Source organism: Nocardia sichangensis (assembly GCF_047200615.1).
GTDB lineage: Bacteria > Actinomycetota > Actinomycetes > Mycobacteriales > Mycobacteriaceae > Nocardia > Nocardia sichangensis.
Genome location: NZ_JBJZOK010000038.1, coordinates 16023 through 36885 on the forward strand (window position 1 = coordinate 16023; position 20863 = coordinate 36885).

Below are 20863 nucleotides of genomic sequence, written 5' to 3' on the forward strand. Positions count from 1 at the left end.
CAGGGGCTGTCGCCGCTCTTACATCAGTGCGACGAACGGTGTTGCGGGAGAACGGTGTACGACGGCCACCTGTCCCGAGCGATCGACACCGGGACCGACGACCGATGCCCGTGGCGAGATCGGGCGTCGTGGTACCGAGACCGGAACGAACCGATAACGGTTCCATGAATCGCGGGCTCGCCCGGTGGCACGCCGGGAAAGGCGAGAACCATGAAACTGACAGTCATCGGCGGTACCGGGCGGATCGGCTCTCGAGTGGTGCGGAAGCTGGCCGCGGCCGGGCACGAGGCCGTGCCCGCGTCGATGTCCACCGGTGTCGACGTGATCACCGGAGAGGGCCTGGACCGGGCGCTGGCGGGGGCCCAGGTCGTCATCGACCTTGCGAACTCGCCGACCTTCGACGAGGCGTCGGTGGATTTCTTCCGCATCTCCATGCGCAACCTGCTGGACGCCGGGGAGAAAGCCGGTGTCGGGCATCAGGTCGTGCTGTCCATCGTGGGCGTCGACCAGGTGCCCGGCCTGGACTACTACCGGGCCAAGAGCTTGCAGGAAGACCTGCTGCGGCTGGGCCCAACACCGTACTCCATCGTGCGCGCCACCCAGTTCTTCGAGTTCATGGACGCGGTGCTGTCCTGGACCTCCGACGACGACACCGTCCGCCTGCCCGCCACCCCGATCCAGCCGATGGCCGCCGCGGACGTGGTCGACGCGGTCGTCGAGGTCGCCACCGGCGCTCCGCTGGGCGGGGTCCGCAATGTCGCCGGTCCGGAGGTCTTCCGCCTCGACGACCTCGGCAGGCTCACCCTGGCCGCTCGGCGCGACAGCCGCACCGTCGTCACCGACGACACCGCGGGCATGTTCGCGGACGTTCCCGGCGACGTTCTCACGGCGGGCCCGGACGCCCGTCTGGCCGCAACGCACTACCGGGATTGGCTCGAGAAGCACGAGAGCACCCCATGATCGACATCGCGGCTCATTCGGTTGCCACGGTCGCCATGGACAACTCCCAGAAGTCGGCGTAGCGGCCAGCGAGACGCAGCAGCTCGTCGTGGCTGCCCTCCTCCACGATCCGGCCGTCGTCCAGGAAGACGATGTGATCGGCCCGCCGGACGGTCCGCAGCCGGTGCGCGACCATCACCACCGTCCGGCCCGCCATCAGGCGTTCGATGCCCTCGTGGACGGCGGCCTCGTTCACCGGGTCCAGCGCGGAGGTCACCTCGTCCAGCAGGACGATCGGCGCGTTCTTCAGCAGGGCTCGCGCGATCGAGACGCGTTGGCGCTCACCGCCCGACAACAGTGCGCCGCCCTCGCCGACGTTCGTCGCCCATCCGCCGGGCAGCCGATCGATGACTTCGTCCAACCTCGCCGCGGTCGCCGCCGCGCGCACGTCGGATTCGGTGGCATCGGGACGGCCCAGACGCACGTTCTCCTCGATCGTGCCGTCGAACAGATAGACGTTCTGGAAGACGACGGCGATCCGTTCCATCAATACTTCGGTGCTGATCGCGCGCACGTCTACGCCGCCGACGCGCACGGCGCCGTCGTCCACGTCGTAGAACCGTGCGAGCAGTTGCAGCAGTGTGCTCTTGCCCGCACCCGACGGTCCGACGATGGCGACCCGCTGTCCCTCGGGTACCGACAGCGACACGTCGTCGATCACGGTACGACCGCCGTGCCGGAAGGCGACGGACTCGAACGCCAGGTCGTTGCCCACCGGCCGGATCGGTTCGCGAGGTTCCGGCAGCGGCTCGGTGCGCAACACGGTGTCGAGCCCGCCCAGCACGGTACGCGCGCTGCGGAGTTTGCCGCCGATCTCCGAGAGCGACAGCAGCGGATCCGCGCAGCGGGCCACCAGCACCAGCATCGCCACCATCTCCGCCGCGCCGACGTTCCCGCCGAGCGCGAGGTAGGCGCCAAGGGCCAGCAGCACGGTGAACATCGCCTGGACCGTGAGCGTCAGCCCCACGATCCCTGGCAGCGCCGACAGCACGGCACGGCGGGACGCCCGCTCCAATCCCGACAGCGCGTCGTCAAGCAGCCGGAATCGCTCGGCCGTTCGGCCACCGGCTCGCAGCACCGGCTGTGCCTGGAGATACTCGACGACTCGCCCGGTTGCCTCTTTGGTGCGTTCGACGCGTTCGGCGTCGGCGGCGGCCATCGAACGTCCCGTCCAGATCTGGATCGCCGCCACGATCGGCACCGCGGCCAGCGCGGCCAGCCCCATGTGCCAGTCGAAGGCGAGCAGCACGGCGACGATCGTCAGCGGAGTCACAGCGGCGGCGATCGTCGGCGCCAGCAGATGCGCGATCACGCTCATCGCCTGCAGCACACCCTCGCTGGCGAGCACCGACACCTCTCCGACGCGGCCGGCCGTGAACCAGCCGAGCGGTAGCCGGGCCAGGCGATCGCCGAAACGGTGGTAGACACCGCGCAGCAGCGTGGTGCCCACGAGGAAGCCGGACAGATCGCTGCGATAGCGCAGCGCCGCGTAGCACGCGATCGCCGCCCCGAACGCGAGCAGCCACGGCCAGGCGTCCGTGGGCGTGCTCCCGAACAGCGCTCGCAGCACCGGAACCAGAAGTGCGTAGGACAAACCTTCCGCTACCGAGGTCGCCGTCATCAGGGCCACGGTGCGTCGTACGGGCTGGGCGTACTCGTCGCCCAGCACGCGCAGCAGCATTCGGATCATCGGCGCTCCTCTCCTCGCGATGTCTCGTCGGCGAGCGGGCGTGCAGGCACGCTCCGCTGCCTGCTCCATGGCCCGAACTCACGCCGGAGCATGCCACCGAGGGTTTCGACCTCTTCGGTGAGCGTGGACCGGTGCGATCGCCAGAATTCGGCGAATTTCCCGTTGCGGGACAGCAATTCGCCGGGCTTGCCACGCTCGGTGATCGACCCCTTCTCCAGCAGCACGACGGTGTCCGCGTCGGCGATTGTCTCCAGCCGGTGAGCGATGACCAGGATCGTCCGATCGCCTTCCAGTGTCGCCAGGGCTCGGCGCACCGCCTGCTCGGTGTGCGGGTCGGTGAAGGCGGTGGCCTCGTCGAGCACCAGCACGGGAGTATCGGCGAGCAGTGCCCGGGCGATCGAGATCCGTTGCGCTTCACCGCCCGACAGCTCGGCCTCCGCACCGAGCACCGTGTCGTAGCCGCGCGGCAGCTCGAGAATCCGATCGTGAATGTTCGCCAGCCGGGCGGCGCGCACCACGTCGTCGCGGTCGGCCTGCGGTAGCGCCAGTGCGATGTTGTCCGCGACCGACGCGCGCAGCAACCGCACGTCCTGGAAGACGAAGGAGACCATCCGATAGAGCGCCCGGCTGCCGAGCTCCCGCAGGTCGACCCCGCCGAGCAGCACCGAACCGTGTGTGGGGTCGAAGAATCGAGGAAGGAGCTGAACCAGCGTGGATTTTCCGCTGCCCGACGGCCCGACGATCGCGGTGACCGTCCCCGGCTCCAGGACCAGGTCGATGCCGCGCAGCACCTCGTGCTCGGCGTCGTAGCCGAATCGCACCTCCCGCAGTTCCACCCGGTGCCCCTGCGGCGCGACCGGGCGCGAAGGTTCCGGCAGCGACGGCACCGCGAGGACCTCCCGGATCCGGTCGACCGCGCGCCGGGCCACCCGCAAGTCGTCGAAGCCGTGGCCGAGCGCCGCCACCGGTGCGGTCAGACCAAGTCCGAGCAGCAGGAAGGGCAGCAGGTCAGCCGGGGCCATGGCGCCGCCGGTGATCAGGACCGCACCACCGGTCAGCACGACCAGCAGCACGAACGGCGGCGACAACACCACCTGCATCGCCGCGCCGAGTCCGGCTAGACCCCGCACCATGCGAAGGAAGGAGTCGGTGAAATCGTCTGCGGCCGTGCGGAATCTGCGGTGCGCGCGCTCGCCCGCGCCGAACGCCTTGACCACCGAGATGCCCTGTACGAACTCGACGGTCGCACTCGCGATCCGCGCCATCCCCGCGTCGAACTCCTGCTGCGCACGCAGCCGGGCCGGGGTCATCATCAAGGGGACCAGCGCCACGGCCAGCGCGACCGGTATCAGCGTGATCAACGTGAGCCGCCAGTCGACGGTGAACAGGTAGGTCAACGACACCAGCGGAACGACGAACGCGGCGACGAGTTCGCCGGGGGTGTGGGCGATGAGTGGATGCACGGTGCCGACGTCCTTGCCCACGATCTTCGACAACTCGCCGGAGCCGCGCCGGGAGAACCAGCCGATCGGCACCCGCCCCAGTCGCGCGGCCAGTTTTCGGCGCAGCGACAGTTGCACCCGGCTGTCGAGCAGGTGCCCGATGCCGGACGACGCGGCCGTGAACACCAGCCGGACGAACAACCCGGCCGCCCCCGCGATCACGATCATCCGGACATGGCCGTGATCGATCGGGCCCGGCGACAACAGCGTTCGACCCAATTCGACGACCGCGAGCAGCGGCGCCAGCCCGGCGACGGCACCGATGATCTGCAGGGCGACGACGACGGCGAAACCGCCCAGGTACGGGCGCAGCAACCCCGTCACATTTCCTCCCGCCGGGGAATCGCCATCCGACGGGGGCGGTGTGGACTGCTTCCTCGCCTCGGCGAGGTCGATGGTGGTCATCGTTCTCCCCTCTTCGCAATCCCTTTGCGGCTACGCGCTTTGCGAGCCGGTCGCGGGGTGCAGCGCGCGGCGCAGCGCGGCGGCGAATTCGGCGCTCTGGCGCTGGGACACATCCGCGGACAGGATCGCCTGCGACCCGTGGAACGTGCCGGGCCATTGGTGCAGCTCGACCGGCACGCCCGCTTGCAACAGGCGCAGCGCGTACTCGATGTCCTCGTCGCGGTTCGGGCAGTACTCGGCGGTGGCGATGTAGGCGGGAGGCATACCGGACAGATCCGTCGCCCGCGCCGGAGCGGCGTACGGCGTCGCGGGCGCGGAACCCAGATAGTGCTGCCACATCTGGGCCACTTTCGCCCGGGTCACGAACGGCGTATCGGTGAAAGTGCGCGCCGACCAGGCCAGCTGGCGGTCATCGAGGACGGGTTGGTTGAGCAGTTGGAAGCGGATCGGCGGCCCTTGCTCGTCGCGGGCCCGCAACGCGACCGCGGTCGCGATTCCCGCCCCGGCGCTGTGGCCGCCGATCGCGATCCGCGCCGGGTCGATGCCGAGCTCGACCGCGTGTTCGGCCGTCCAGATCAGCACCGCGTAGACGTCGTCGTGCGCGGCGGGGAACGGATGTTCGGGGGCCGAGCGGTAGCCGACCGAGATCACTGTCACACCGGAGTTGTCCGCCAGCAGGCCGGCCCACGGATGTTCGGTGTCCAGATCACCCATGACGAATCCGCCGCCGCGCAGCCAGATGAGGGCAGCGCCCTGCGCCCGGTCCGGCCGATAGATTCGTATCGGCACGTCGAAATCGCCCGGCACCGTGCGATTTTCGATCGACATGCCCGCGATGTCCGGTACCGGAAGGGCGGCGACCAACTCGGCGAGGCGCTCCCGGGCGGCGCGCGGGTCGCTCAGGTCGGCCGGAGGGAAGAACGCGACTGAGGCTTCGAGTTCGGGATCCAAGATCATGCCGTCGATGGTCGCGCCCTCGGCACCTGCTGGGCTTCCGCCGACGGGAGTCGCCGTCTACGTGAACGCGCGTACGCCGACGGCGATCGGCTGCGCAGGTCGTCGTAGCCGAACGCGCGGCCGTACTCGCCAATGCTATGGCATTGTGAGTCAACGTGATTCGAGTCCCAGGCCGCGAACGCCTCGGCAGCGAGGTCAACCCGCTGATCGCTACGAGGTGAAGCCGGTCAGCCCGGTCTGGTAGGCGATCACGACGAGCTGCGCTCGGTCGCGCGCACCCAGTTTCACCATCGCGCGGCTCACATGGGTGCGTGCGGTGGCGGGACTGAGGAACAGCGCGGCGCCGATCTCGTCGTTGCTCATGCCCTGTCCCACCAGCGCCAGGACTTCGCGCTCACGGTCGGTCAGCACGGCGAGCCGGTCCTCGGCGGACTTGGCTGCCCGGCGCTGCGCGGTGAACTGACCGATGAGCCGCCGGGTGATCCGAGGTGCGAGCAGTGCGTCACCAGCGGCGATCACTCGGATGGCGTGCAGCAGTTCGGCCGGGCCCGCGTCCTTGAGCAGGAACCCGCTCGCGCCCGCCTGCAAGGCGTCGAAGACGTTCTCGTCGGTGTCGTAGGTGGTGAGGATGAGCACCTTGACCCGCTCCATCCCGGCGGCCGCGGCGATCTGGGCGGTGGCGCGTATCCCGTCCAGTCGTGGCATGCGGATGTCCATCAGGACCACGTCGGGGCGGGTGGCGCGAGCGAGTTCGACGGCTTCCGCGCCGTTGGTGGCTTCACCGACCACCGTGATGTCGTCTTCCAGGTCGAGCAGAACCTTGAAGCCGGAACGGACCAGGCGTTCGTCGTCGGCGAGCACGACTTTGATGGGTGGTGTGGCGTTCACGAGCGCGATCCGACCGGGGTCAAGGGTAGGCGGGCGGTGACCTCGAACCCGCCGCCGGGACGCGGCGTCGCGTCGAGTTCACCGCCGAGCAGCCGGCAGCGTTCGCGCATCCCGACGATGCCGCGTCCGGTCGTGGTGCTGCTATCCGTGCGGACCGGTGCGGCGGCGCGACGACCCTCGTCGGCGACCCGTATCCGCAAGGCGTCGATGCCGGGTTCGAGCGCCACGGTCACCCTGGTCGGACCGACGTGCCGGATCACGTTGGTGATCGATTCCTGCACGATGCGATAGGCGGCGCTGCCCACCGCGCTCGGTAGCGGCGTGACCGGGGGAGTCTGCGCGAAAGCGATGTCGAGCCCGGCATCGCGGGCCTTGCCGACGAGTTCGTCGATCTGGCCGAGCCCCGGGTAGGGTTCGCGCTCGTCGCCATCACGCAGTACACCGAGGATCGCGCGCATCTCGCGCAGCGCCCGCGAACTGGTCTGCTCGATGGTGCGCAGGGCTTCCCGGGCCTGTTCCGGTCGCTTGTCGAGCACGTGTGCGGTGACCCCGGATTGCACATTGATGATGGCGATCGCGTGGGCGACCGTGTCGTGGACTTCGCGGGCGATCCGCAGTCGTTCGGCGTCGACCCGCGCTCTGGCTTCCTCGTCGCGGGACCGTTCGGCCAGTTCCGCTCGTTCTTGCGCATCGGCGGCGATGACCCGGCGGGATCGCACGGACTCACCGAGGATCGTGCTGATCACCGACGCGCCGATCCGGAAGAACACCCAGCCGATGGCTACCAGCGGCTTGATATCCGCCGCGGCGATCAGCCAGCCGACGGCGAGGACCGCGATGCCCGCACCGGCGATCATCAGCGTCCGCCGCCCGTCGCCGTAGGCGGCCAGGGTGTACAGGGCGACGAAGAGCCCCAGATAGGAAAGCCGGTCGGGGAAGCCGAGACCGAAATAGATCAGACTGGCCAGCGCCGTCACGCCGAACACCGCGACCGGCTGCCTGCGGCGGGCTGCGACCGCCAGGCCGCTGACGATCAGCAGGACATATCCGAAACCCGACACCGGCGTGTAGGCCGGCTCCAGCGGCACCGGTATCGCGGCACTCTGCACCTGGATCACGGTGACGAACAGCGCCAGCAGGACATCCGGGAACCAGGCGGGCCGACGCGAGAACCAGGCGGACAGCCGTCGTGCCACCGCCTGCTGAACCATGCCGTGAGCGTACGGCATCCGCGAGCGCTCGCGCTCCGGACCGGATGCGCGATCGACTACGACGACCGACGCAGCCGATCACGATCCCCTACGCGGATCCGCGTAGGCCGGAAGCCGAGTATGAACGGCGCTATTCACCTATCGGCTGCCGACGGCTCCGGTTCCGCGCCCACACGGTCCAGAGCGTCAGGACTGCTCTTGCTCGGGATGGGTCACGATGGTTTGCAACGAGTTCCGCAGTTGCTGCGCGGCCTGCGGACCGAGCTGCGCCAGGAACTCACGCTCGGCGGCATCGCTCGCCTCGGTGGCCCGACGAAGAGTGTCCTGTCCGGCATCGGTCAGTGCGACCACGTTGCGACGCCGGTCGTTCGCGTCCGGCTGACGTGCCACCAGGCCCTTGCCTTCCAGAGTGTCCAGCATCGCGACCATCGTGGTGCGGTCGATGCCCAGCCGCTGCGCCGCCTGCTGTTGGGACGTGGGTTCACGGCCCGCGAGGACGAACAGCACGCCGAGCTCGCGGCCGTCGATGCCGTACGGCGCCAACGCTTTCGTGTTCAGCTCGGCCATCCGCAACTGCGCGTGCTTGAGCAGGTAGCCCAACCGGCTGGTCAATTCGGGGCCCGGCCCATCCGTCCTAGACACCCGCAGATTCTATCGCTAGCCTGATCGTCAGTAGTACTGATAATCAGATAGACGACAGAAGGGCTCATGTGATGATCTTGGTCACCGGAGGTCTCGGGTTCATCGGCTCCCACACGGTGCGGCCCCTGCTCGACCTGGGCGAGGGCTGCGTGCTGGTCCAGCGTCGAACCGGCGAGGTACCGGCCGAGTTCGCCGGTGCGCAGGTGACGGTGGAGCGGGCCGACATCACCGATCTGACGGCGTTGCTCGACGTGGGCACGCGCCACAAGATCACCGGCATCGTGCATCTCGCGGGTTCGATGCCCTGGCCACCCGGCTCCGACGAGCCCATCGATGGCGCGCGGAAGGCGATCGGCAGTCTGTTCAATGTGATCGAAGCCGCCGAGGCCTGGGGCGTGCCGCGGGTCGGCGTCGCGAGCACGATCGGCGTCTACGCCGGCCTGACCGGTGCGGGTCCACTGCGGGAAGACATGCCCGTTCCGCTGACCGCACCCCATCCGATACCGAGCTTCAAGAAGATCGGTGAGCTGCTCGCCGACCATTTGACCGGGGCGACCGGCATCGAGATCGTCAATTACCGAATCTCCGCCATCTGGGGCCCGCGCGGCCGACCCGCGGACCCGTTCTTCCCGGCCCCTCAGCTCGTCCATGCCGCCACCCGCGGCACCGCGCCGGACCTGTCGTCGCTGCGCTTCCCCGCCTACGCGGACGACGCGATCGACCTGTGCTACGTGAAGGACTGCGGCCGGGCCATCGCACTCCTGCAACTGGCAGACCGGCTCAATCACCGCACCTACAACGTCGCTTCCGGCCGCGCGACTACCAACGCCGAAGTCATCGCCGCGATCGAGAAGGTCGTCCCGGACGCCGGGATCGACCTCCCCACCGGTGGGTCCGGACAACGCAACTACCTCGATATCACCCGTATCCAGCAGGACACCGGCTACCGGCCCGACTACGACACCGAACGCGCGGCCGCGGACTACATCGCCTGGCTGCGCGCGGGCAATGAGCGCTGAGCGGGTTTCGTGGCCCCGCAAGCGCCGCTGGGCCGGAAGGGTTCGACGAGTTGGGCGAGATAGCCGCTGGGGTAGTCGGGCTTGGCGGCCATCCCGAGGTCGTCGCTGGTGAAGCGGCGGCCCGGGTCGTAGGAGTAGGTGCGCAACAGGTGATCCCAGAACAAGGTGAACAGTCCGAAGTTGACGTCGCCGATGCCCGCCCATTTCAAGTGGTGGAACCGGTGCGCCTGGTTGAGCGCGAGCACGGTACGCAGGGGGCCTACGCGGTAGTCGACGTTCGAATGTTGCAGTAGGAGTTGCACCGCGACGGTGAACGCGAGGGCCGAAGCTACCGAGGTGGGCAGGCCCAGCAGTACGAGCGGGGTGACACCGGCGACGGTCTCCAGGGTCTGGTGCAGAGGATGTTTCATCAGTCCGTTGAAACCGTAGGCGCGTTCGACGCTGTGGTGCACGGCGTGCAGCCGCCACAGCGCGGGAATCTTGTGGCTGGCCAAGTGGGTCAGCGTGATGCCGAGATCTGCGAGGAGAACCGCGACCAGCACCTGAATCGGGAAGGGCCACCGGTGCGGCCAGACATCGGCGGAAGGGATCAGCGCGGCCATCAGCGGCAGTGCGGCCACGCCGCCGAGGGTGAGCAGTTCGTTGACCACGGCGTGCGCGGTGTCGCGCCGACCGTCGTCGTGGGCGCGGTTCCAGTCGTCGTGGTAGGGCAGGATCCGTTCGGCGGCGAACGATGCGGCGATCGCGAGTACCAGCAGCGGCAACAGCCATAATTTGCCGGCGCCGGTGGCGATGACGGCGAGCGCGGCGCCGTTGACCGCCAAGAGCATGAACGGCACGTAGCCGTAGCGAACCAAGGTGTGCATGCCGTTCAGCGTGGGGGCCGCGGTCCCGGCGGCGCTTGAACGGATTCGCTACGGCCGCACCATGGTGACCGCACCGGCGAGTTCGGAGGGGGTGAGCCCGAGCATCTCGCGACAGACTCGGGTGAGATGCGCGCTGTCGGCGAAACCCGCGGCGTGCGCGGCCTCGGTGAGCGTGCCGCCGCGACGGGCGTGGTCCATCGCTTGTCGCAGGCGCGCCCACCGCACATACGGCGGGAACGCCAGCCCGAGCTCGGCACGGAACAGATGACCGAGTCGACTCGCCGACAGTCCGACCGCGGCGGCGAGTTCGGCCAGACGCAGCGGGCCGTCGAGCAGGTCCGGCAGCAGCTCCAGCGCGCGACGCAGCGCCGGGTGCCGGGCAGCGCCGGTGGGAGCGGGATCGCCGATCAAGGCCGTCAGTGCGGCGTGCGCCAGTTGCTGGAGATCCCGCTCGCCGTCGTCGAGGTCGAGCAGTGGCAGCGCGGCCCGCGACCACGCGGTGACCGAGTCGACGGCGCTCCCGGTGCGCTGCACACAATCGGTCAGCGCGCGCCCGAGGGGCGACTGCGCGTCGGCGAAGACGAGCAATCCCGTTGCCGTGCCGGTGGTTTCGTGCGGTACACCGGGAGGGATCAGCGCCGCTCGCCCGGCCCAGTGGCGGCCGGCGTCGTCCCGCAGACCGACGGAGCCGTTGGCACTGAAGATCAATTGCGCGGCGGCATGATGGTGGCGGTGCGCGCTCCCGAGCCGCCCCGTGTACAACAATCTGCCCGGGTACAGCGTCGCGGTGCCTTGCCACATGTCCGACACCTCCCGATCCCGCTACGACTCGGCCGCCGCGGCCTCGATGGCCTGCTTCATCTCCGCGAGGCCGTATTCGGTACGAATCCGCACTTCCGGCGCGGCCGACTCCGGCAAGACGTCGGTGATCCAGATCAGTCGGCCACGCTCCCCCTCGGCGCGAACCTCGAACGAAGCGTGGTGATAGTCCAGCGCGGGCCTGGCCCCTTCGACGACGGAGTACGCCAAGCGGCGGGCCTCGTCATCGATGGAGACGATCAGCTCACGGATCACATGCCCGTCCGGGAAAGTCAGCGAACGCCGCGCTCCCTCCAGGCGGGTGTCGACGACCCGGCCGGGCAGCAGGCGTCGATGCACGGCGCCGACATCACGCACGACATCCCAGATGTGGCGCGGCGAAGCGTCGATCACGATCTCATGGCGAATCGCTGTCATGGTCCGACGCTCCCTCGTCGTGGGTCAGATCATCGTCAATCTACTCGAGCCGGGCGCCGATCACCGCCACAGACCTCCGCAGGGCAGCTCGGGCAACTCGACGTGGACATCGTCATCGATCGTGACGATCAGGTCCGGATGACTGTGCGCCAAGTCGGCGGCCAGACTCCGGGCCTGTTCCGCGCACGCCCGGTAGTCCAGGACAAGGGCGCCGGATTCGATGTGGATGTGCCGGATATGCTGCGGGTTCGTCATGTCCACCGCACTGTCCGGTGGGTTGTCGGTACGGCATGCTCCGCGCCGCCTCCAGACATCGGTCGCAGCGCGGTCGAGCCATGCGGAGGGCCGGGCGTCCTATGGCTCACGTTCCAGAACTCCTCGTAACTTAGTCCGAGATCAACCCTTCGATCGCGCACCCACCAGCGCACTTATGACGAGGTGACGGTTCATCTCGGCGATCTACCGCAAAGAACAATCAGTAACTTACCAGCTATCGCCGATGCACTCCAGAAGGCTTCGAGAGCGCATCGGCGTCCGGCAGGCTCAGCGCGGCGGCTGGCTCATGTCCCGGTTCATGGTGGGGATCTCGATACTGATCGGCATCCGCAGTTCCGCCAGATAGAGCAGCGCCGCCCTGCGGAGGAATTCGTCGAACAGCCAGTAGGCATCCGGCGCGAGCGGCACCACGGGCAGCAGACCTTCACGCACGGCGATGAACGGCCCCCAGCTCACCCGCAGCAGCGGGTCCCAGACCGGCTCCCTGGCGATGGCCAGCCCGTCGGCGATCTTATCGCCGAGCAGGAAGCGGGTGAAGGCGCCGAGCACCGGTTTGGTGAGGACGGCGAAGTCGAGGTTCGCCCCGAGGCGCAGCAGCCGGTCGGCCAGCTTGGCGCCCTCCGGGGTCGGCGCCAGGATCGGATCCAGCACCTGCGCGGCCTGCGAGTCGGCCTCCGCCCAGGAGTTGGGAATGTATTCGTCACGGATACCGAGCATGTGCGCGCCCACCTGCCACGAATGCAGGAACGCCTCCGACTCCGCGACGGGCATCGGCACCTGCCACGCGGTCAGATGCTTCATCACGGTGGTGGGCAGGCTGTGCCAGGTGACCATCAGGTCGTTCTGGCTGATCGGGATGTCCTCCTCGGCGGAGTACACCCAGTGCGGGGACTGCGGCAGCAGGTGACGCACAGCGGCATGAACCAGCCGGGTCTTCACGCAGGTCACGACCATCTCACCATCGGGCGCGTAGGCATTCGCGGTCCCGATGTCGTAACCGAGCTTGGCGGTCTTCAAGATGCGGTCCTTCAGGTCGTGACCGCCCTTGGAGTAGTAGACCGCGCGCGCCTCCTTGGGAATGACCGTGCTCATCATGCCGCTGGCCAGCCCGTAGAGCACGCCGAGATACAGCCCGCGCTTCTTGTTGAACTCGACGGCGGTGGCCAGCTTTCCGCGATCAGCCCAGGGCGGCAGCTGACGTGCGTATTCCATGAAGTCGCGCAGATCCGGCGGCAATCCGTCCGGCAAAGGCTGCCCGTTCGCGGTCCAGGTGCGCAACAGCTCGTTGACCCTCGGCACCTCCCCCCGGTCGATCAGAGAGGCGACCAACTGATCCGCCTCGGGATCCCAGACGGTGAGCGGATCGGCCCCTTCACCGGAGCCGGCCACCGAACCCTGCGGGGACCACGTCCACGGCTCCGCGCGCGCGGGGGTCGCCATGGCCAACGCGCCGAGCGCGCCCAACACCCCACCGGCTTTCAACGCGTTGCGCCTGCTGAGTCCATCCATGTCTGCGCCACTCCTCATTGAGCCGAGCGCCGCCGTGATGATGCGACGAAAGATCGGCAGCACTCGTACATCGCCGTCGCATCGATAAGAACAGTCATTAACTTAGCAAGCACTGGCGCTTGTTGTCCCGACTTTTCCGTAACTTGCCGACACCAATCGCACCATGGCCGACACTCGCGCAGCTCCGGTGCAGAATCGCAGCCGACCAGCACATTTGCCAAATTTGAACACTTGACCAGCGACTTACCGATAGAACGACATCCGGCGTGCCACCAGGTTCCCTCCGCCTATCACCACCTGAATCAGTATCAAATAACTAGTCACATAGACAGTTGGTCACCCAGTCTTCTTGCTGCCGTGCCACTGCGGACCATGACCGCCGCACAACGAAACGGGCCGGGCGGTTGTACCGCCCGGCCCGTGTTCGGTCGACGTCAGCGACCGGCGTGGCTGTGCTGTCCGCCGCGCACCTTGGCTTCGTTGGGCTGCGCTTCGGCGCCCTTGCGTCCGGCCGCACTCGGATCGGCCGAGTTACGCTCGCCGAAGCTGCCGGTGCTGGCCTGGCCGCCGCGACGCGCCTGCTCCTCGGTGTCGGAACGGTTGCCGAACTGGCCCGGGTTCTTCTGGTCTGCCATCACTTGCTCCTTTCGGTAGCGGATGAAACCGACTGTGGCTCTTGGCGCCACGTCTTCGTGCTACCCCTGCCCCAGTGCTCGAATCAGCCTCGGAGCTTCTTCACACGATCGAAAAGAACTGCCCGGAAACGGCTTCTCCGAGCCGCCCCGGGAAGCTGGTCGCGGCATCCGACCCGGCCAGACCGGCCGGGCGCCACCTGCGTATCCGGCGAGACCAACCGGGTAATCGGGACGCCGCCCCGACGGAGTCGCGGCGAGCGCCGCCGGAAACGAGTAGTCGCCTACGCACGATCGCGCGGCCGATCGCGACGAGCATTCGGTAGCGCCACAACCGTTCGTGGACGGCAGGTGCGCGTGCGAGACAAGCCGGAATCGGTGTCCGCGGCGCCGGCTGTCAGCAGTGCAGAAAGGCCGAACAGATGAAGAAGTACGAAGTCCAACCCGGCGACACCCTCTCCGCGATCGCCCATCGGGAGTACGGAGACGGCAGCCTGTTCCCGGCGATCGCGCGCCAGAACCATCTCGCCGATCCGAATTCGATCGATGTCGGACAACAGCTCCTGATCCCCTACATCACGCGGCGCCACCTCCTCACCACGCCCGACTCCACCGCGGTGCGGAAGCAGATCACCCAGCGCTACTACGGAACCGAGGACACCGGAGTCCAGCTGATCTGGGAAGTCGTCAACGGCGTGGCGCAACGTGCCATCCAGCCCGGCGCGTGGCTGCACATTCCGGAGCTCGCCGATGTCGGTCACCACACGGTGACCGAAAGCGAAACCCTCTCGATACTCGCCGAGCGCTGGTACGGCGACGCGAATCTCGGCGTGATGATCGAACTGGCCAACCACTTGCCCTCGGGCAGCCAGCCGGCTCCCGGCCACGTGCTCGTCGTGCCCGGCCTGAACCGCCGCCGCGGCGTCGCGGGCGACACGCTGCGCTCGATGTGCGAGGACCACTACGGTCCTGCGGATCTGGACACCAGAGTGGGAGTCGTCGCGGCGGCGAATCACATCGCCGAGCCCGAAGCGCTCTTCTCCCGCCAGGTGATCCACTTCCCGTCGTGACCGGGGTCGGCGGCTACGTCGTCGCGTGAGCGCGGCGGCGCCGGGTCCGGCGCCGGAACAGCCAGGTCGACAGGCCGGTGATCGCCAGCGCGAGCGGTGTCAGGCCGAATGCCAGCCAGATCAGTCGCCACCAGCCGTTCACCAGCCAGCCGAAGTGGGCGGGCTCGAAGACCTTGGCGTAGAAGGTGTTCGCCAGCGGCCGGTCGTGGCTCGCGTCGACCACCTTGATGTCGGAATCGTCATGGGCGTTCACGTAGACCATGACGTCACCGCTGTAGAAGAGGCGGTGCTCGCGCGGGGAGTAGGCCCCGGCGACGACGGCGCGGTAGTACGGGGCGTCGTCCGTGGGCAGCAACAGGTAGGCGAGTCGGCCCGGCGCGGCTCGATCCGCGATCGCCGTGGCCTCGCCGATGGACAGCGGGGGCCGTCGGGCATCGCTCGACCGCGGCACGAAAGACCGCTCGGTTCGTTCTAGGGTCGTGGTGCCGCCGGTCGCCACGAGCCAAGCCCGTTGCACGGCAGGCCATTCGATGGTGGTGCCGGTGATGCCCCACACCAACAGGAACGGCACCGCGAGAATACCGATGACGTCGTGCAGGTCGCGGTCCCTGGCGAAGCGGCCTTTCCGCAACCGGACCCGGAATCCGTGGCGCAGCCGTGCGAGTGACGGCCACCAGATGACCGCGCCGGACACCGCGAGCGATACCAGCAGGACGCCGAGCGCGCCGAGAATCACCGCGCCCCATTTGATGCCGAGGAGCGGAGCCTGATTCTCCAGGATCGGGATCGCGCCGGAGTAGCGCGCACAACCGAACGCGCAGTTGTGCAGGTTGGTCAGCCAGCCGAGAACGCCGTCGGTCAGGTTCACCTGCTCGTTGATTCGTCCGGTAGCGGGATCGACGGAGTAGGCGGCGGTGTACTTCGTGTTCCCGATCGCGATCACGCCGCCGTCTCCACCGACCCAGCCGACGTCGAAACCGGGATCGGCGGCACGCACCATCGCGACGGCCTGTTCTGCGTCGACCACCGCCGGCGCGTCCGTGTGGCGATAGAACGAAGCGTGTTGCGCTCGGAACAATTCCGCGTGGTAGAGCAGGATCGCGCCCGAGGTCGACTGGATCACGAGGACCGAGCCGAGAATCAGCGCCGACCAGCGATGGATCGAGATCAGCCTGCGCCGTATCGGTTTCCGGGATCGCTTCGGTGATCCGACGATCCGCTTGCCAGGCTCGCGCACCACCACGGTGGTATTCATAAGGTTAGGCTAACTTCAAAATTCGACCTTCCCAATGCGGGCACGGCAGCCAGGAGGGCTTGTCTACACCACCGCACCGGCGGATGATCTGATCAGAGTCACCCCGGACTCGGATCGACGTTGCCGGGCCGGGTTCGGATCGCCCTATCGCTCAGCCAAGGAAATCACCATGATCACCAAAGCCACGCAAGCGATCGCCGCAGCCGCTCTCGCACTGACCATCGGGGCCCTTTTCGCCCCGGCAGCCTCCGCCGCACCGGCTTCACCCGTACCGACGAACGACGCCCTCGGCTCGGTCACGGTATGCCTCAATATCCCACTGGGCCCGGCAAGCATCAGCTTCTGCATCTGAGGTCACCGCACCCCCTCGCCCCACATCGTCACCTCGGTGAGCCCGCGGTCGAGACAGTCGAGCACGCCGTCACGAACCCGGCTGTCGGACCGATACGTCCCGGCGGCGACGGCGACCGCCTGCGGCCACGTCTCACGCACCGGCGCGGCCGAGAACTGTTCGAGGTCGAGCACCGTCGCCCCCAGGATGCGCAGCGGACGGATATCCGCCTGACCGGCCACCAGCACCGTGACCTCCCATCCCGCGACGGTTCGATCGAACAGCCACCCACCGGTCCAGCGCACGACGTCCGCGATATTCGGGGCGACCACCGCCGAGCGGTACCGATGTGGGCAGTGGAAGTGGATCACCGCGCCCCTCGCCGGAAGGTTCAGCCGCACACACGGACGCGCCCCATTCAGCCGCGCAGAGCGCGGTCCAGCAACGCCCATGCCTGCCGGGCGGTCTCCTTCTTGGACTGCGCATCGGTCTTCGACAGCACGGCCGCCAGCATCGCCAGTGCCAGGACCACGTCCGCGGTGGTGATGTCGGCGCTGATCGTGCCGCGCTGACGCGGATCCTCCAGCTTCTCCGCGATGAGGGTGATCAGCCGTCGCGCCACCTCGAACAGGCGCATGTCGTCGGTGTTCGCGGGATGGATCATCGCGATGAACGCCGCCGAGGTGGTGATCTGATCGACCATGATCGCCAGCAGATCGTCCACGGTGACCGCGGGATCGTCCGCCAGCGCCTCGATGCCCTCGATGTTCTCCTCGAACACCGCGAGCGCGATGCTCTCCCTGGTCGGGAAGTGTCGGTAGAGCACGCCCTGCCCCACGCCGGCGGCCCGCGCGATGGAGCTGAACGGCGCGTCGAAGCCACTGTCCGCGAAAACCTCCCGCGCCGCTTGGATCAAGGCCGCCCGATTGCCGGCCGCCGCCTTCGGCCCCCTGTTCACACGGCGTGGCGAGGTCATTCGGGCAAGGTTACCGGACCATCGCCGACCGCCCCGCAGCACGCCGGAGGGCCCGGCACGGATGCCGTAATCCGACCGGATACAGCCGCGCCGTATTGACGCGGCGCGGCGATCTCACGCACACTGACCGAGTAACCGGACAACACAGTCCGGCATGGCGAGAGGGTCGGCTCGGCCCGGCTCGGCGAGTAGGGACGCCGTTGCGCCAGGCCGGATTCGACACTCGTTCGACGCCACCATGCCGCATCGGGTGGTCCGGATACACGATGACGCTGCCGTCACCGCGGCGGCCGCACCGCACGCGCTCGGGATCGACCAACAGCCGTCCGAGACCGCATCCGGACTTGTAACCGAGCACACGGGAAAGGCGCCCTCACCGCCGAGGGCCGGTACGTCCATGACTTCGTCCATCACCAGCTGGGGCCGGCGCTTCTTCGTGACCGTCGGCGCCGCAGCGATTCTCCTGCCATTCGGCATCGTCGCCGCCCAAACCGATTCCGATCCCTCCGGGCAGGTTCGCGAGGTCGGCGCCATAGCCGCGACCGCGGCCGCACGCGCCGTCTGCAATCCAGGTTCGGCCCCCGAAACAGGTTTGCAAGGCGATGTTCCCGCCGCCGACCGTGACAGCGGCCGCAGCGGCCAGGGCTACAGCTGCAACGTCACCCGGCTCGGCGCCTATGGCGGCCGCGGCGGCGGCATCAACTCGGTGACCTTCGACCACTGCGCCTACATCGGCACGTTCTTCCCGGGCGACCTGCTCGGGCCCGAAGAGGGCGTCCAGGTGGTGGACGTCGCCGATCCCACGAACCCCGTCCGCACCGCCACGCTCACCGAACCGGCCATGCTGGCAGGCACCTGGGAGAGCCTGAAGGTCAACGAGACGAGAAAACTGCTCGTCGGCACCGGGGTGCCCGCTTTGACCGGTGCGGGCCTGCTGTCGGTCTACGACCTCACCGACTGCGCGCATCCACGCCTGCTCAACCCCGGCCCGGGAACCGACCTGGCGATGCCGTTGCCGATCACGGCCCATGAGGGCGGGTTCTCCCCCGACGGCAACACCTACTGGAGTTCCGGCGTCGCACCCGGCCTGGTCAGTGCCGTCGACCTCACCGACCCCGCCGCTCCCCACGTGGTGTGGCAGGGTCTGCCCGGTCTGTCCATGCACGGATTCGGGTTCAGCCCCGACGGCAACCTCATGTACCTGGCGAACAACATGGGCGGGCTGATGATTCTGGACGTCGGCGCGGTGCAGCGCCGCGATCCCGGCCCGCAGGTGCGCGAACTGTCGCACCTCACCTGGACCGACGGCTGGGCCAGCCAGCACAACATCCCCGTGACCTATGGCGGCAGGCCGTACGTGTTCGCCACCAACGAGGCCGGATCCGGCGGCGTCAAGATCATCGATGTCGCCGAGCCCACCCGGCCGCGCATCGTCGAGACCATCAAACTCGAGATCAACCTGCCGGAGAATCAGGACACCGCAATGGCTTCCGCCGCGGGCGGCTCGCTGTTCGCCTACGACACGCATTACTGCGCCGCGGACCGGGCGGCCGATCCCACGGCGCTGGCGTGCAGCTGGACCTCCTCGGGCATCCGTGTGTTCGATGTACGGGATCCGTCGGCCGTCCGGGAGATCGCCTACTACAACCCGCCCGCGCGCACCGGCCGCAACACCGAGCTCTGGAATTCACCGCACGCGCTCGCGTCGATCATCGGCCCTCCGGTGCTGGCCGGTCCCGCGGTGGTGCAGGCGGTGCTGCAAGGCCAGTTCGACCTCACGCAGGCGACGAGCGAACGAAGCGGCATGCTCGCCTTCGGTGATCTCTCCACGGACTGGTGCTTCTCGCCGCCGGAATGGCGGGGCAACCAACTCTGGACCACCTGCGCCGACAACGGCTTCTTGGCGCTGGAAGTGGACCGGAACGTGTACACGCCGCCTGCCGACCAGCGTTCGACCACGGGATCATGATCCGCCGCCGGTGGCTCGGGGCGGCCACGCTCGCCGCCTTCGCGGTGCTGCTGCTGGTGGCGGGCGCTGCGCTGCGGCCGTTGGCGGTCGGCGCGGACAGCACCGCCGCACCGCTGCTGGACAGCACCGAAACCGGTTTCGTCCAGGACATGATCGCGCACCACAATCAGGCGCTGCTCCTGGTCCAGCGACTAGACGGCGGGGCCGACCCGGCGGTGCGCGCGCTGGCACAACAGATCGCCGACACCCAGCGCACCGAGATCGGCATGATGCTCGGCTGGCTGCGCATGGCCCGGCTCGCGGTGACCAATCCGCACCCGATGGCGTGGATGCACGCGGAGGCCGACCACGAGCACTACGCGACCGCCGGGCACGCGACGATGCCCGGCATGGCGAGCCAGGACGAACTCGACGCGCTCGGCGCCGCGCGCGGCGCCGAGGCTGCGACCGGTTTCCTGCGCCTGATGCAGCGCCACCACTACGGCGGCATCCAGATGGCGCAGGCGGCGGATCGCCGGCTGAACGGCGGCATGGTCGAACAGATCGCCCGCGACATGATCAGCACCCAGGGACAGGAAGTCGGCCTCATCGGCTTGCTGCTGTCCCGAGAGCAGGCACCACGCTGAGATGCGCCCGGCGACTACCGCGACGGCGGCCTGTGTCGCCGGGTCACCGGTCCGGCCGTGTCTCAGCCCTGAACCACCGCATCGTGCGTGCTCTCACCACCGTTGAGGCACCACACTCGATACGGCTCCGGCGCGACTGGGCCGGGCCGCATCGCGGTGGCCCTGCGTGGGTGTTCCGAGGCCACGACATTCGGCGACCGGACGACGACGCCGACTACCGCTGCGACGAAACCGCTTGCTGCTCGGCCAGTTCGGCGAGCCGGTCGAGGGAGGCCGACAGCTTGTCCGCGGTGGTCGCGCGCGCCCGGACCTGACGCTTCTCGTCGGTGAGCGACGTCCAGTCGTAGGTGTGGGTGACCAGGGTGCGGCCCTCACCCACCGGCTCCAGTTCCCAGCGCCAGAGGTGGCCGGGCGGCTGCTTGCCCGGTTCCGACGGATGCCACGCGATGCGGCTGCCCTCGGTGAACTCCACCACGTGGTTGTCGCGCACAGCCCCGTTGGTCAGGGTGGTGCTGAACACCGCTCCGGCTTCTCGCACCCGCTGCCCCGCCGCGGCCTCGGCCAGGTTGTCGTTGCCGTCCCAGCGCGGCTGCTCGGCGGGATCGGCGATGAGCTCGAAGATCTCCGCGGGATTCGCGTTGATCTCACGGCTGGCGCTGACGATACGGGGAACCTCGTTCTGCTCGGTCACGTGCCGATCGAAGCATCCGGGTCGAGAGCCGGGCAAGCCTTCCGCTCGAGGTCGGTGTTAATTCCCCGGCGCCGATCCGGCGACCGATCCGCCTCCCGGCCACGGCGGACCGG

At 68.4% G+C, this 20863-nt stretch carries 22 protein-coding genes; 6 read left to right on the forward strand and 16 right to left on the reverse strand.

Annotated features, from left to right (window positions below; genetic code table 11):
* Nucleotides 1-210: 210 nt before the first annotated feature.
* Nucleotides 211-960, forward strand: coding sequence for an SDR family oxidoreductase (locus ACL03I_RS34675; protein WP_355080088.1), 750 nt, complete (start codon nucleotides 211-213; stop codon nucleotides 958-960).
* A gap of 13 nt (nucleotides 961-973) precedes the next feature.
* Here the strand turns inward: ACL03I_RS34675 and ACL03I_RS34680 are convergent, their stop codons facing one another.
* The 6 genes from ACL03I_RS34680 to ACL03I_RS34705 all read right to left on the reverse strand — a co-directional run bounded on the left by ACL03I_RS34680 (nucleotide 974) and on the right by ACL03I_RS34705 (nucleotide 8294).
* Complete coding sequence (locus ACL03I_RS34680) at nucleotides 974-2689, reverse strand: ABC transporter ATP-binding protein (RefSeq protein ID WP_412808063.1); 1716 nt, start codon at nucleotides 2687-2689, stop codon at nucleotides 974-976.
* The gene (locus ACL03I_RS34685; RefSeq protein WP_412808064.1) at nucleotides 2686-4596 is read right to left on the reverse strand and encodes an ABC transporter ATP-binding protein; all 1911 of its coding nucleotides are present in this window, start codon (nucleotides 4594-4596) and stop codon (nucleotides 2686-2688) included. Before ACL03I_RS34685 ends, ACL03I_RS34680 begins: the two co-directional genes overlap by 4 nt.
* 30 nt (nucleotides 4597-4626) lie before the next feature.
* Nucleotides 4627-5553 (reverse strand): alpha/beta hydrolase, encoded by a 927-nt coding sequence (locus ACL03I_RS34690; protein WP_412808065.1) that lies wholly within the window; start codon nucleotides 5551-5553, stop codon nucleotides 4627-4629.
* Between the two features lie 210 nt (nucleotides 5554-5763).
* Nucleotides 5764-6441, reverse strand: coding sequence for a response regulator transcription factor (locus ACL03I_RS34695; protein ID WP_355080095.1), 678 nt, complete (start codon nucleotides 6439-6441; stop codon nucleotides 5764-5766).
* Nucleotides 6438-7652, reverse strand: coding sequence for a sensor histidine kinase (locus tag ACL03I_RS34700; RefSeq protein WP_397078574.1), 1215 nt, complete (start codon nucleotides 7650-7652; stop codon nucleotides 6438-6440). The genes ACL03I_RS34695 and ACL03I_RS34700 overlap by 4 nt, the downstream gene beginning before the upstream one ends.
* 186 nt (nucleotides 7653-7838) lie before the next feature.
* Complete coding sequence (locus ACL03I_RS34705; RefSeq protein ID WP_412808066.1) at nucleotides 7839-8294, reverse strand: MarR family winged helix-turn-helix transcriptional regulator; 456 nt, start codon at nucleotides 8292-8294, stop codon at nucleotides 7839-7841.
* A gap of 71 nt (nucleotides 8295-8365) precedes the next feature.
* On the opposite strand from ACL03I_RS34705, the gene ACL03I_RS34710 reads away from it, so the two are divergent.
* Nucleotides 8366-9313 carry an NAD-dependent epimerase/dehydratase family protein gene (locus ACL03I_RS34710; RefSeq protein ID WP_412808086.1) on the forward strand — a complete coding sequence of 316 codons (948 nt, stop codon included), beginning with the start codon at nucleotides 8366-8368 and terminating at the stop codon, nucleotides 9311-9313.
* Here the strand turns inward: ACL03I_RS34710 and ACL03I_RS34715 are convergent.
* The 6 genes from ACL03I_RS34715 to ACL03I_RS34740 all read right to left on the reverse strand — a co-directional run bounded on the left by ACL03I_RS34715 (nucleotide 9277) and on the right by ACL03I_RS34740 (nucleotide 13835).
* Nucleotides 9277-10179 carry a sterol desaturase family protein gene (locus ACL03I_RS34715; protein WP_412808067.1) on the reverse strand — a complete coding sequence of 301 codons (903 nt, stop codon included), beginning with the start codon at nucleotides 10177-10179 and terminating at the stop codon, nucleotides 9277-9279. The two genes, ACL03I_RS34710 and ACL03I_RS34715, sit on opposite strands and share 37 nt — an antisense overlap.
* 48 nt (nucleotides 10180-10227) lie before the next feature.
* The gene (locus tag ACL03I_RS34720; protein ID WP_412808068.1) at nucleotides 10228-10980 is read right to left on the reverse strand and encodes a helix-turn-helix transcriptional regulator; all 753 of its coding nucleotides are present in this window, start codon (nucleotides 10978-10980) and stop codon (nucleotides 10228-10230) included.
* Nucleotides 10981-11001: 21 nt separating this feature from the next.
* The gene (locus ACL03I_RS34725) at nucleotides 11002-11415 is read right to left on the reverse strand and encodes an SRPBCC family protein (RefSeq protein ID WP_356965550.1); all 414 of its coding nucleotides are present in this window, start codon (nucleotides 11413-11415) and stop codon (nucleotides 11002-11004) included.
* A gap of 60 nt (nucleotides 11416-11475) precedes the next feature.
* The gene (locus ACL03I_RS34730; protein WP_355080109.1) at nucleotides 11476-11670 is read right to left on the reverse strand and encodes a hypothetical protein; all 195 of its coding nucleotides are present in this window, start codon (nucleotides 11668-11670) and stop codon (nucleotides 11476-11478) included.
* 288 nt (nucleotides 11671-11958) lie between these two features.
* Nucleotides 11959-13200, reverse strand: coding sequence for an oxygenase MpaB family protein (locus ACL03I_RS34735; RefSeq protein ID WP_379252566.1), 1242 nt, complete (start codon nucleotides 13198-13200; stop codon nucleotides 11959-11961).
* A 434-nt stretch (nucleotides 13201-13634) separates the two neighbouring features.
* Nucleotides 13635-13835, reverse strand: coding sequence for a hypothetical protein (locus ACL03I_RS34740; RefSeq protein ID WP_355080113.1), 201 nt, complete (start codon nucleotides 13833-13835; stop codon nucleotides 13635-13637).
* 419 nt (nucleotides 13836-14254) lie between these two features.
* Here ACL03I_RS34740 and ACL03I_RS34745 point away from each other — a divergent pair, with 419 nt between their 5' ends.
* A complete protein-coding gene (locus ACL03I_RS34745) occupies nucleotides 14255-14902 on the forward strand; it encodes a LysM peptidoglycan-binding domain-containing protein (protein WP_355080115.1) in 648 nt (215 codons plus the stop codon).
* Between the two features lie 13 nt (nucleotides 14903-14915).
* Here ACL03I_RS34745 and ACL03I_RS34750 read toward each other — a convergent pair whose 3' ends face one another.
* Complete coding sequence (locus ACL03I_RS34750) at nucleotides 14916-16157, reverse strand: PepSY-associated TM helix domain-containing protein (protein ID WP_412808069.1); 1242 nt, start codon at nucleotides 16155-16157, stop codon at nucleotides 14916-14918.
* 169 nt (nucleotides 16158-16326) lie between these two features.
* Between ACL03I_RS34750 and ACL03I_RS34755 the strand changes: the two genes are divergently transcribed.
* A complete protein-coding gene (locus tag ACL03I_RS34755) occupies nucleotides 16327-16509 on the forward strand; it encodes a hypothetical protein (RefSeq protein ID WP_355080119.1) in 183 nt (60 codons plus the stop codon).
* 2 nt (nucleotides 16510-16511) lie between these two features.
* Here ACL03I_RS34755 and ACL03I_RS34760 read toward each other — a convergent pair whose 3' ends face one another.
* Both ACL03I_RS34760 and ACL03I_RS34765 read right to left on the reverse strand, forming a co-directional pair.
* On the reverse strand, nucleotides 16512-16820 hold the full coding sequence (locus ACL03I_RS34760) for a hypothetical protein (protein WP_355080120.1): 309 nt from the start codon (nucleotides 16818-16820) through the stop codon (nucleotides 16512-16514).
* Nucleotides 16821-16906: 86 nt separating this feature from the next.
* Nucleotides 16907-17464, reverse strand: coding sequence for a TetR/AcrR family transcriptional regulator (locus ACL03I_RS34765; protein WP_355080122.1), 558 nt, complete (start codon nucleotides 17462-17464; stop codon nucleotides 16907-16909).
* 397 nt (nucleotides 17465-17861) lie between these two features.
* Between ACL03I_RS34765 and ACL03I_RS34770 the strand changes: the two genes are divergently transcribed.
* Together ACL03I_RS34770 and ACL03I_RS34775 are read left to right on the forward strand one after the other, a co-directional pair.
* Nucleotides 17862-19433, forward strand: coding sequence for an LVIVD repeat-containing protein (locus ACL03I_RS34770; protein ID WP_355080124.1), 1572 nt, complete (start codon nucleotides 17862-17864; stop codon nucleotides 19431-19433).
* Entirely contained in the window at nucleotides 19430-20059 is a 630-nt protein-coding gene (locus ACL03I_RS34775; RefSeq protein WP_412808070.1) for a DUF305 domain-containing protein, read from the forward strand. The genes ACL03I_RS34770 and ACL03I_RS34775 overlap by 4 nt, the downstream gene beginning before the upstream one ends.
* A gap of 214 nt (nucleotides 20060-20273) precedes the next feature.
* On the opposite strand, the gene ACL03I_RS34780 is transcribed toward ACL03I_RS34775, so the two are convergent.
* Complete coding sequence (locus tag ACL03I_RS34780) at nucleotides 20274-20750, reverse strand: SRPBCC family protein (RefSeq protein WP_355080128.1); 477 nt, start codon at nucleotides 20748-20750, stop codon at nucleotides 20274-20276.
* Nucleotides 20751-20863: the final 113 nt, after the last annotated feature.

Bases quoted from the DNA above. Each gene is read 5' to 3' on its own strand.
- ACL03I_RS34675 (WP_355080088.1), top strand. From the start codon at position 211: ATGAAACTGACAGTCATCGGCGGTACCGGGCGGATCGGCTCTCGAGTG.
- ACL03I_RS34680 (WP_412808063.1), bottom strand. From the start codon at position 2,689: ATGATCCGAATGCTGCTGCGCGTGCTGGGCGACGAGTACGCCCAGCCC.
- ACL03I_RS34685 (WP_412808064.1), bottom strand. From the start codon at position 4,596: ATGACCACCATCGACCTCGCCGAGGCGAGGAAGCAGTCCACACCGCCC.
- ACL03I_RS34690 (WP_412808065.1), bottom strand. From the start codon at position 5,553: ATGATCTTGGATCCCGAACTCGAAGCCTCAGTCGCGTTCTTCCCTCCG.
- ACL03I_RS34700 (WP_397078574.1), bottom strand. From the start codon at position 7,652: ATGGTTCAGCAGGCGGTGGCACGACGGCTGTCCGCCTGGTTCTCGCGT.
- ACL03I_RS34710 (WP_412808086.1), top strand. From the start codon at position 8,366: ATGATCTTGGTCACCGGAGGTCTCGGGTTCATCGGCTCCCACACGGTG.
- ACL03I_RS34715 (WP_412808067.1), bottom strand. From the start codon at position 10,179: ATGCACACCTTGGTTCGCTACGGCTACGTGCCGTTCATGCTCTTGGCG.
- ACL03I_RS34720 (WP_412808068.1), bottom strand. From the start codon at position 10,980: ATGTGGCAAGGCACCGCGACGCTGTACCCGGGCAGATTGTTGTACACG.
- ACL03I_RS34725 (WP_356965550.1), bottom strand. From the start codon at position 11,415: ATGACAGCGATTCGCCATGAGATCGTGATCGACGCTTCGCCGCGCCAC.
- ACL03I_RS34730 (WP_355080109.1), bottom strand. From the start codon at position 11,670: ATGACGAACCCGCAGCATATCCGGCACATCCACATCGAATCCGGCGCC.
- ACL03I_RS34735 (WP_379252566.1), bottom strand. From the start codon at position 13,200: ATGGATGGACTCAGCAGGCGCAACGCGTTGAAAGCCGGTGGGGTGTTG.
- ACL03I_RS34740 (WP_355080113.1), bottom strand. From the start codon at position 13,835: ATGGCAGACCAGAAGAACCCGGGCCAGTTCGGCAACCGTTCCGACACC.
- ACL03I_RS34745 (WP_355080115.1), top strand. From the start codon at position 14,255: ATGAAGAAGTACGAAGTCCAACCCGGCGACACCCTCTCCGCGATCGCC.
- ACL03I_RS34750 (WP_412808069.1), bottom strand. From the start codon at position 16,157: ATGAATACCACCGTGGTGGTGCGCGAGCCTGGCAAGCGGATCGTCGGA.
- ACL03I_RS34755 (WP_355080119.1), top strand. From the start codon at position 16,327: ATGATCACCAAAGCCACGCAAGCGATCGCCGCAGCCGCTCTCGCACTG.
- ACL03I_RS34765 (WP_355080122.1), bottom strand. From the start codon at position 17,464: ATGACCTCGCCACGCCGTGTGAACAGGGGGCCGAAGGCGGCGGCCGGC.
- ACL03I_RS34770 (WP_355080124.1), top strand. From the start codon at position 17,862: ATGACTTCGTCCATCACCAGCTGGGGCCGGCGCTTCTTCGTGACCGTC.
- ACL03I_RS34775 (WP_412808070.1), top strand. From the start codon at position 19,430: ATGATCCGCCGCCGGTGGCTCGGGGCGGCCACGCTCGCCGCCTTCGCG.